The sequence below is a fragment of the Pseudomonas sp. IPO3749 genome (assembly GCF_013386605.1).
Classification (GTDB): Bacteria; Pseudomonadota; Gammaproteobacteria; order Pseudomonadales; family Pseudomonadaceae; genus Aquipseudomonas; species Aquipseudomonas azotoformans_A.
On record NZ_JACARN010000097.1, the window covers coordinates 1 to 3,076 of the forward strand.

General features: G+C 50.9%; 1 rRNA gene. It reads right to left on the bottom strand.

Going from position 1 to position 3,076, the window contains the following annotated elements:
• Positions 1–19: 19 nt before the first annotated feature.
• Positions 20–2,911: ribosomal RNA gene (locus tag HX812_RS28970) — 23S ribosomal RNA — on the bottom strand.
• Positions 2,912–3,076 lie beyond the last annotated feature (165 nt).

Here is a 3,076-nt window from a genome sequence, read left to right on the forward strand (position 1 = left end):
CAAATTGCTTGGGTGTTATATGGTCAAGCCTCACGGGCAATTAGTATTGGTTAGCTCAACGCCTCACAGCGCTTACACACCCAACCTATCAACGTCGTAGTCTTCGACGGCCCTTCAGGGAACTCAAGGTTCCAGTGAGATCTCATCTTGAGGCTAGTTTCCCGCTTAGATGCTTTCAGCGGTTATCTATTCCGAACATAGCTACCCGGCAATGCCACTGGCGTGACAACCGGAACACCAGAGGTTCGTCCACTCCGGTCCTCTCGTACTAGGAGCAGCCCCTCTCAAATCTCAAACGTCCACGGCAGATAGGGACCGAACTGTCTCACGACGTTCTAAACCCAGCTCGCGTACCACTTTAAATGGCGAACAGCCATACCCTTGGGACCGGCTTCAGCCCCAGGATGTGATGAGCCGACATCGAGGTGCCAAACACCGCCGTCGATATGAACTCTTGGGCGGTATCAGCCTGTTATCCCCGGAGTACCTTTTATCCGTTGAGCGATGGCCCTTCCATACAGAACCACCGGATCACTAAGACCTACTTTCGTACCTGCTCGACGTGTCTGTCTCGCAGTCAAGCGCGCTTTTGCCTTTATACTCTACGACCGATTTCCGACCGGTCTGAGCGCACCTTCGTACTCCTCCGTTACTCTTTAGGAGGAGACCGCCCCAGTCAAACTACCCACCATACACTGTCCTCGATCCGGATAACGGACCTGAGTTAGAACCTCAAAGTTGCCAGGGTGGTATTTCAAGGTTGGCTCCACGCAGACTGGCGTCCACGCTTCAAAGCCTCCCACCTATCCTACACAAGCAAATTCAAAGTCCAGTGCAAAGCTATAGTAAAGGTTCACGGGGTCTTTCCGTCTAGCCGCGGATACACTGCATCTTCACAGCGATTTCAATTTCACTGAGTCTCGGGTGGAGACAGCGCCGCCATCGTTACGCCATTCGTGCAGGTCGGAACTTACCCGACAAGGAATTTCGCTACCTTAGGACCGTTATAGTTACGGCCGCCGTTTACCGGGGCTTCGATCAAGAGCTTCGCGTTAGCTAACCCCATCAATTAACCTTCCGGCACCGGGCAGGCGTCACACCCTATACGTCCACTTTCGTGTTTGCAGAGTGCTGTGTTTTTAATAAACAGTCGCAGCGGCCTGGTATCTTCGACCGGCATGAGCTTACGGAGCAAGTCCTTCACCCTCACCGGCGCACCTTCTCCCGAAGTTACGGTGCCATTTTGCCTAGTTCCTTCACCCGAGTTCTCTCAAGCGCCTTGGTATTCTCTACCCAACCACCTGTGTCGGTTTGGGGTACGGTTCCTGGTTACCTGAAGCTTAGAAGCTTTTCTTGGAAGCATGGCATCAACCACTTCGTTAACTAAAAGTTAACTCGTCATCAGCTCTCGGCCTTAGAATCCCGGATTTACCTAAGATTCCAGCCTACCACCTTAAACTTGGACAACCAACGCCAAGCTGGCCTAGCCTTCTCCGTCCCTCCATCGCAATAACCAGAAGTACAGGAATATTAACCTGTTTTCCATCGACTACGCTTTTCAGCCTCGCCTTAGGGACCGACTAACCCTGCGTCGATTAACGTTGCGCAGGAAACCTTGGTCTTTCGGCGTGGGTGTTTTTCACACCCATTGTCGTTACTCATGTCAGCATTCGCACTTCTGATACCTCCAGCAAGCTTCTCAACTCACCTTCACAGGCTTACAGAACGCTCCTCTACCGCATCACTTACGTGATACCCGTAGCTTCGGTGTATGGTTTGAGCCCCGTTACATCTTCCGCGCAGGCCGACTCGACTAGTGAGCTATTACGCTTTCTTTAAAGGGTGGCTGCTTCTAAGCCAACCTCCTAGCTGTCTAAGCCTTCCCACATCGTTTCCCACTTAACCATAACTTTGGGACCTTAGCTGACGGTCTGGGTTGTTTCCCTTTTCACGACGGACGTTAGCACCCGCCGTGTGTCTCCCATGCTCGGCACTTGTAGGTATTCGGAGTTTGCATCGGTTTGGTAAGTCGGGATGACCCCCTAGCCGAAACAGTGCTCTACCCCCTACAGTGATACATGAGGCGCTACCTAAATAGCTTTCGAGGAGAACCAGCTATCTCCGAGCTTGATTAGCCTTTCACTCCGATCCACAGGTCATCCGCTAACTTTTCAACGGTAGTCGGTTCGGTCCTCCAGTTAGTGTTACCCAACCTTCAACCTGCCCATGGATAGATCGCCCGGTTTCGGGTCTATTCCCAGCGACTAGACGCCCTATTAAGACTCGCTTTCGCTACGCCTCCCCTATTCGGTTAAGCTCGCCACTGAAAATAAGTCGCTGACCCATTATACAAAAGGTACGCAGTCACCCAACAAAGTGGGCTCCCACTGCTTGTACGCATACGGTTTCAGGATCTATTTCACTCCCCTCTCCGGGGTTCTTTTCGCCTTTCCCTCACGGTACTAGTTCACTATCGGTCAGTCAGTAGTATTTAGCCTTGGAGGATGGTCCCCCCATATTCAGACAAAGTTTCTCGTGCTCCGTCCTACTCGATTTCATGACTAAGAGATTTTCGCGTACAGGGCTATCACCCACTATGGCCGCACTTTCCAGAGCGTTCCGCTAATCTCAAAGCCACTTAAGGGCTAGTCCCCGTTCGCTCGCCACTACTAAGGGAATCTCGGTTGATTTCTTTTCCTCAGGGTACTTAGATGTTTCAGTTCCCCTGGTTCGCCTCTTACACCTATGTATTCAGTGTAAGATAACCATCTTATGATGGCTGGGTTCCCCCATTCAGACATCTCCGGATCAAAGTCTGTTTGCCGACTCCCCGAAGCTTTTCGCAGGCTACCACGTCTTTCATCGCCTCTGACTGCCAAGGCATCCACCGTATGCGCTTCTTCACTTGACCATATAACCCCAAGCAATCTGGTTATACTGTGAAGACAACATTCGCCGAAAATTCGATAATACTCAAAACTGAGTAACTCACAAATTTTACCTTAGCCTGATCCGTTACCAGTGAAAGTAACGTTCAGTCTATCTTTCTATCACATACCCAAATTTTTAAAGAACG